The organism is Planomicrobium okeanokoites (genome assembly GCF_003428875.1).
Taxonomy (GTDB): domain Bacteria; phylum Bacillota; class Bacilli; order Bacillales_A; family Planococcaceae; genus Planococcus; species Planococcus okeanokoites.
Genome location: NZ_QQRS01000024.1, coordinates 1 through 6,128, shown reverse-complemented (window position 1 = coordinate 6,128; position 6,128 = coordinate 1). Strand labels below are relative to the sequence as shown.

Below are 6,128 nucleotides of genomic sequence, written 5' to 3'. Positions count from 1 at the left end.
TGGTCCGACGTTTACCGGTTTTCCCTTCACGCAGCGACGCGACTTGTTTGTCCTGGATCTCACTCACTTTAATTTTTAACAGATCCCCGACCCGCAGCCCCGAATTGATGCCGAGAAGAAACAAAATATAGTCTCGTTCGCCACACCACTTCTTTAAACTCCACTTCATGTCCTCAATCCGGTCCAGCGACCGGATTGGCTGCACGTCTTTAATTTCGCTTTGCTTAGTCATGACAAACTCCTTTCGCTTGGTTGCTGTATTTTTTTATTGGCTAATTGCCGTATGTAGCGAACTACTCAAGGGATTTAAGACAAAAGAAAAAGAGCGCCGCCAAAGAACAACGAGCCCTTTTTTAAAATTTTACTATGGTCGCTGATTTTCTCTTAACCTTCTGTTTTCTTCTTCGAGAGCTTGAATACGCCTCTCATACTCCGTTACTTTCCCAGAACTGCTGGCACGCTTTGCCACAAAGAACAGAATCACAACGATAACGATGGCTAAGAATACCATCAGAAGTATAGGAGATAACGCAAATAGATTCATGAAATCCCTCCTTTTCTAGATACTAACTTATTTTTTGAGCAAATAAACTAAAAAATCAGGATTTATTTCATTTTCGAAAATCAGTCGTTTTCATTCTTTTGAAGCCAATAGAAGTAGGGTTCTGAATGTATCATTTTTTCTAGTAATTTCAGTTTCGCTTGTTTTTTCGGCGAAGTCAATGGAATCAAGGATGTGAATGTAACTTAATTACCAATAAGTTACATTCAGTTTTTCTTTCGTAACCAATCTCATTCGAACTCTTCAGGACTCCAAGTAGCTATTTCATTTCCTGGAACTGCTACAATCAACCAGTCGCCTCCTCCAAAACCAGATTGATCTCCAAGCTGCCAGCATTCGTAGTTTTTATCATGCCCATTTACATACAAGACCTTTCCGGAATCAAATGAAATATACAAATGTGGCGACTCATCTCCGAGCCAAACATCCTTCACTTTTTCTCTCCGGTTTTTCAGCAGTAGTTGAAATGAATCTTCATCATCTAGTTCTTTCAAATTTTCTCTAGAAGTCGAGTGTAATCGCTCAGGATCTGTAATAACGGCGATTTTTCTCACCTCAATGGTCAACCACAACATATCGGGCTCTTGCATTGAATAATGGGTAAAGGAGACGCGCAATCCCCCTGGACCAATACCGAATTGAAGACCATCAAGTTGGCTTCCGACAAGTAATCGCTTTAACGCCCTCTCTGCAAAGCTTTTGTCTTCTTTTTTCATTTTTTTACACACCTTTATTTTTTTGAAATCGAATGTAACATAATTCACATTAAGTTACATTCGGTTTATCAGAATCGAGTGAAGTATGAATACTTGATATTGAACTTCCTCAACAAAATATCTTCTAGTTTAGTTAAATACTGGTCTACTGCTTTTAACAACACCTCAGAAGCTATCGTGCTTTCGTGTTCAAATTCTTGCCAAATTGAAAAGAGCTGCCATTCATTTTCGCTTTTTCTAATAAAAGATAAAATAGGTCCTTCCCTTTCATCATGTTCCATCGTGAAGTAATAAAAATCATTTTCTCCTTCGGAATCTTTCACTCTCCACTCTTTTAAAGCAACACCCAGTTCAAGCAACGCTAAGGACGGTTCATGAAAGAAACACGAATGACCGATATGAATGGTTAATTCCCCTTGCACATCAATCAATAATTTTCCGTTTTTCTGTCGAATTAGCTTTTTATCCAATTTCAATAACGGATCCAATTCAAAATCAATAGCCAGATTCTCCATTCAATCACTCCTTCAGTACGTTTCTACTAGAATTTTTCAGTGTGAATGTAACTTAACTGCACTTAAGTTACATTCGGTTCTGCTAAAACAGTACCCTTTATTTGTTCCAGATCCTTGCCCATAAACCTCGGGTGTCTTTTTTTGGTGCGACCGTTTCTGGTTCGCTTTCTGGCTGCTGTGAGGGTGAATCTAGCTCTGGTTCTTCGGGCATTGGTGCAGCTAGTTGCTTCTGATTCTCTTCTATCCGATCCAGTTTATGCTTCATTTCTTCCAAGACTTCCACAAACAAAGAGTCCCGTTTTCGCATCTCTTCTTTCAGACTTCGGTTCTCTTCTTCAAGGTCTTCCAATTTCTTCAAGATAACGGCTGTCGCGACGTCGTCATGACGCCGCGGCGGTGTGCTTGTGACGCCGTTTTCTGGCGTTATTGTAGATGCACCTTTTAAGCCTTCAGCAGCTTCTCTGACAGCATTCTCGAACGTTATGTCACCGCTTTTTGTGACCGTCATAGACTCCCGTAGCGCCGCGACCTCTGTGACGGTGTAAATTCGGCTATTACTTTTGTTTCTTTTAAAGAGAATACCTTCCGATTCAAAGCGAAGGCTGTATTTCCGTAACGTTGAAGGAGAAATATTTAATTGCTTACATACTTCGCTGGGGGTCATCATCAGTCGCTCACCACCTCTTTTGTTTCATGTTATAAGAGTTCGATCTGCCTTGCATCTTCTTTTTCAATAAAGGTTCCTAGAAATTAAGAAAGAAGATGCTGCAGGCCAGCACCTTCTCCATTTTCTATTATCGAACTTCCGATAAGTCGGGATATGTAAACTCAAATCTATTCAACATATGTTATATATGTTTTAACAATTTTAAAAAACTAGCTTTTGCTAACTACAACCACTGGAAGGAGATTTATGTATGACTTATTTTTATTACATTGCATCCGATATCGAATTGACTCCAGAAACCTATAAAGAACATCAATTATATTTTGAAAGATCCAATGAACGAATTAAAGGGTTCGATTTTCCTGTTCAAATTGAAATTGATAATGGGATCAATACAAAAAAAGACGTAGAAGTTCTGCTGAAATACATTTATGAAAAAGCTGACAATCATAAAAGATGTACATTTCAAATTGCCAAACTGGTTAATTCGAATAGAGTGCCCTTCAAAGTCCTTGAGAAAAACCAAGTATTATTACATAAAATAAAGTCTTCGGAAGAATTGTTATTGCCAGAAGGTCATCTGCTTACGATCAAAAAAGTTCCGGTGGTCTATTAAAACATTCTGTTTAAAAACCGTTCGCAAATGTGGCCATGCACTTTGCGAACAGTCTTCTATTTCAAGCTAAATTTCTGAACGAATGATTGCTGCTTTTTTCATTTTTCTCTATTTGTTCTCATATCCGAAGGCGACAAGTGAATCCCTTTCACCACCCCGAATTTGGGGTGGTGTATAACTGGGCACTCCGGAATTTTTGTTGCTATCAATCGTCACGGAAATCTAATTCTTTTTTCTAAAAATAATATTGAATTCAACTGCTTTTTCAAACTCAAATTGACTTCGAAAAAGAACGGGAAAAGGTAAGATTGATGAAAAAAGTTGGTACAAAACTGTACCAAACACAAAAAAAGCTGGCACAAACTTGTGCCAAACCGTAAAAAAAGTGGAACAAAACTGTGTCAAAACTGAAATTTGATGTACCCAACTAAACAATAGGCTCTGCCTAGTTCCACATTGAAAATGGGGACACGTTTCCCTTATGCTCTTTCTCTCTTTTTTCACCTTTACGACTGTTTTGCTGTTCATTAGCCCCAGCAGGAAACCCAAAAGAAGGCAGTGACTTTTTTGCAGAAAAAATCGGTGCGTATAAATGGGCACTCTCACTGAACTTTTTCGTTTTGATTGCTGAAGGGGATCTCGAAAAACAATTGGCTAGAAAAAACGAACGGCAGATCCAAGAGATTGCTACGTAAAAAAATCCGACAGTGCCCAGTTATACACCACCCCAAAATCGGGGTGGTGACGGGGTTTTACTTGTCGCCTTCGGATATCCAAAAGAGAGAGAAAAAAGAATAAAAGATAAGCCTAAAAAAGCCCGTTCTGATATTCCAACGAGAGGAAATCGGACCGGGCTTTTGGCTTTTCTGTTTAAGAAGTGGAGGCATCTTTCGTTGTGCGTTTCTTTTTTTCGGCCAACTTCTTCAGCAGCTTCTCTTTTTCTTTATCGAGTTCCGGATTTGATTCCGATGGTTCAACCGGTTCATCTTTGGAGGTGAACCAGTCCGGAAGTTTTTCTTCGCGTCCGGCCCAGCGTTCTTTCACCGGCTGCAGATCCGCAAACGTAATCCGTCCGCCAGCTTCATGGATCTCCCAGGCGGAAGTAATTTTGGATTTGATAAAGCCGAGTGGATTTTTCACGCTCTTTTCTTCGTTGACGTAGCGAATCAAGAATTCCAATTCTTGTTCGGCGTCGTCTCGCCAAATCAAGGACGCTCCTTGATGCAGCTGCGCAAAAAAGGCGGTATCGAATTGATAGCCCTCTGCAAGTTCGTTCATTCGTATACGTAGCTTGTCTATTTCGCTAAGTTCTTCCGCTTGCTCCAATTTGTTTTCAAGACGTGGTATTCGAATTTCTTTTTCAGGAGCACGAGAGATTGTAAATTCGATTCTGTCTATTTTTCGTCCTTTTTTTATTTCTTTGTAATCAATAAATAGATCTGTTTGTTCATTCAATTCTTTGATAGAAGGCAATAGAATTTTACTTTTAAAGTTGCCATAGAGAGAGTAAGCTTTGCTGTTGGCACCCATCTTTTCTCTTATAGACTCTATAGGACATTCCCATTTACCTCGATATTGCCACTTTTTCATTAACTCATAGAGACGGATTGAATATGTGCTTTTCAACGCTAAAATATTGCTTAATCGGTAAGATGTAAAGGTGTCTTGTAACTGCAAAAGATAAGGTAATAGTTTTGGTGAAAATGATAAAGCGATAACACCTTCGCCCTTTTGATATTCAGCACTGGAGATCCAATTAGCAAATAACCATCCTCCATCATCACGAGGAATTTCAATACTTTTACTCATCAAATCTTTAGTAATTGCTTTTAATTCTGTATATTTGGCCTTGCCTTCTAGTCCCAACATATCGCTAAATTCTTTAATAGATATGCGGTAATCTTTAAAATCTTCATCAGTTGGTTCGATCATGCTAACCATTGTTAATACAATTTTTTGCTCTCGAATTGTTAACGGATTTACCTGACGAGCTTCAATCAATTCATTTCTTTGAGTAACGATAAAGTTTTCTTTCATGTATAGAGCACCCCTTTGATAATTAACTATTAAAAAAACCGTTACAAATAATACTTTGTGCTAGCGTATCAGTTTAAAAGTCACCAATCAACCTTTTTATTAATCGTTATGTTTTTTTTAATAGTTAGGACCGAAAAGGTAATAGTTAGGACCGAAAAGGTAATAGTTAGGGACCGAAAAGGTAATAGTTAGGACCGAAAAGGTAATAGTTAGGACCGAAAAGGTAATAGTTAGACTCTTTCAACTCAGTCATACCAAGGGTTTCAAGCTTCCTAAAACAGTTAAAACAATTAAAACAAAGTAATTAAAACACCAACAACACGCGTACGCGCGAACTGGTGGTGGGCAAATAACAAGGACCGAAAGTGTGGCATTTCAAAAACTCTTCTCAGATCGCCATGACTTTTTCTATAAAATCATTGGTTTTACAAAAGACAAAGTGAATCGCCCTCCTGATGCATCTATAGAACGCACAGAACCCCCTTTAAAACGATTTTAAGACCAAAAAAGAATAGAACTAGGGGTACATCCTTAAAATCGATTTAACCCCTCTTAGAAGCCGTTTTTTAACAAACAAAAAAACTCCGCAGAAAAATGCTGGGAGTTTTACAGACGAAACGCTTTTAAGTTGCTCTCAATTTGCTCATCGGTGATGCCGATATAGCGCAAGGTAATCTGCGGATGCGCATGGTTGAGGATATTCTGCAGCTCGGCAATGTCTTTGAATTGCTTGTAATGCCAATAGCCGAATGTCTTGCGCAGCGTGTGTGTGCCGATGCCATCCGGCATATCGACCATCTGGGCCGCCTTGTTGAGCTGGCGGTAGGCTTGAACACGTGTAATCGGCCCATCGCCCTTTCGGCTCGGAAACAGCCACTCAGACGCTTCTAGCGAGTTGATATAAGTATTCAGCTCAGTGTAGATGTTGCCGAGGTGGATGGTCCGACGTTTACCGGTTTTCCCTTCACGCAGCGACGCGACTTGTTTGTCCTGGATCTCACTCACTTTAATTTTT

At 39.3% G+C, this 6,128-nt stretch carries 8 protein-coding genes; 1 reads left to right on the top strand and 7 read right to left on the bottom strand.

The genetic code is table 11. From position 1 onward, the window contains the following. The 5 genes from D2910_RS16700 to D2910_RS16680 form a co-directional block, all read right to left on the bottom strand. The coding region (locus D2910_RS16700; protein ID WP_479692241.1) for a site-specific integrase at nucleotides 1–232 on the bottom strand (232 nt) is incomplete at its 3' end. Nucleotides 233–364: 132 nt separating this feature from the next. Beyond that, nucleotides 365–544 carry a hypothetical protein gene (locus D2910_RS16695; protein ID WP_117314302.1) on the bottom strand — a complete coding sequence of 60 codons (180 nt, stop codon included), beginning with the start codon at nucleotides 542–544 and terminating at the stop codon, nucleotides 365–367. 248 nt (nucleotides 545–792) lie between these two features. Beyond that, nucleotides 793–1,278 carry a DUF6188 family protein gene (locus tag D2910_RS16690; RefSeq protein ID WP_117314301.1) on the bottom strand — a complete coding sequence of 162 codons (486 nt, stop codon included), beginning with the start codon at nucleotides 1,276–1,278 and terminating at the stop codon, nucleotides 793–795. A 68-nt stretch (nucleotides 1,279–1,346) separates the two neighbouring features. Next, nucleotides 1,347–1,793: a DUF7878 domain-containing protein gene (locus D2910_RS16685; RefSeq protein WP_112234014.1), complete on the bottom strand. Its 447-nt coding sequence runs from the start codon at nucleotides 1,791–1,793 to the stop codon at nucleotides 1,347–1,349. A gap of 97 nt (nucleotides 1,794–1,890) precedes the next feature. Further along, entirely contained in the window at nucleotides 1,891–2,460 is a 570-nt protein-coding gene (locus D2910_RS16680; protein ID WP_117314300.1) for a MerR family transcriptional regulator, read from the bottom strand. Nucleotides 2,461–2,710: 250 nt separating this feature from the next. Between D2910_RS16680 and D2910_RS16675 the strand changes: the two genes are divergently transcribed. Beyond that, nucleotides 2,711–3,076, top strand: coding sequence for a hypothetical protein (locus D2910_RS16675; RefSeq protein WP_117314299.1), 366 nt, complete (start codon nucleotides 2,711–2,713; stop codon nucleotides 3,074–3,076). Between the two features lie 870 nt (nucleotides 3,077–3,946). Here D2910_RS16675 and D2910_RS16670 read toward each other — a convergent pair. After that, the gene (locus tag D2910_RS16670) at nucleotides 3,947–5,113 is read right to left on the bottom strand and encodes a replication initiation protein (RefSeq protein ID WP_117314298.1); all 1,167 of its coding nucleotides are present in this window, start codon (nucleotides 5,111–5,113) and stop codon (nucleotides 3,947–3,949) included. A 606-nt stretch (nucleotides 5,114–5,719) separates the two neighbouring features. Further along, a partial coding sequence (locus tag D2910_RS16665) for a tyrosine-type recombinase/integrase (RefSeq protein ID WP_117314297.1) occupies nucleotides 5,720–6,128 on the bottom strand: 409 nt, incomplete at its 5' end.

What these genes read in the sequence shown, in the direction of transcription:
- D2910_RS16670 (WP_117314298.1), bottom strand. Translation starts at nt 5,113, where the DNA reads ATGAAAGAAAACTTTATCGTTACTCAAAGAAATGAATTGATTGAAGCT.
- D2910_RS16690 (WP_117314301.1), bottom strand. Translation starts at nt 1,278, where the DNA reads ATGAAAAAAGAAGACAAAAGCTTTGCAGAGAGGGCGTTAAAGCGATTA.
- D2910_RS16675 (WP_117314299.1), top strand. Translation starts at nt 2,711, where the DNA reads ATGACTTATTTTTATTACATTGCATCCGATATCGAATTGACTCCAGAA.
- D2910_RS16680 (WP_117314300.1), bottom strand. Translation starts at nt 2,460, where the DNA reads ATGATGACCCCCAGCGAAGTATGTAAGCAATTAAATATTTCTCCTTCA.
- D2910_RS16695 (WP_117314302.1), bottom strand. Translation starts at nt 544, where the DNA reads ATGAATCTATTTGCGTTATCTCCTATACTTCTGATGGTATTCTTAGCC.
- D2910_RS16685 (WP_112234014.1), bottom strand. Translation starts at nt 1,793, where the DNA reads ATGGAGAATCTGGCTATTGATTTTGAATTGGATCCGTTATTGAAATTG.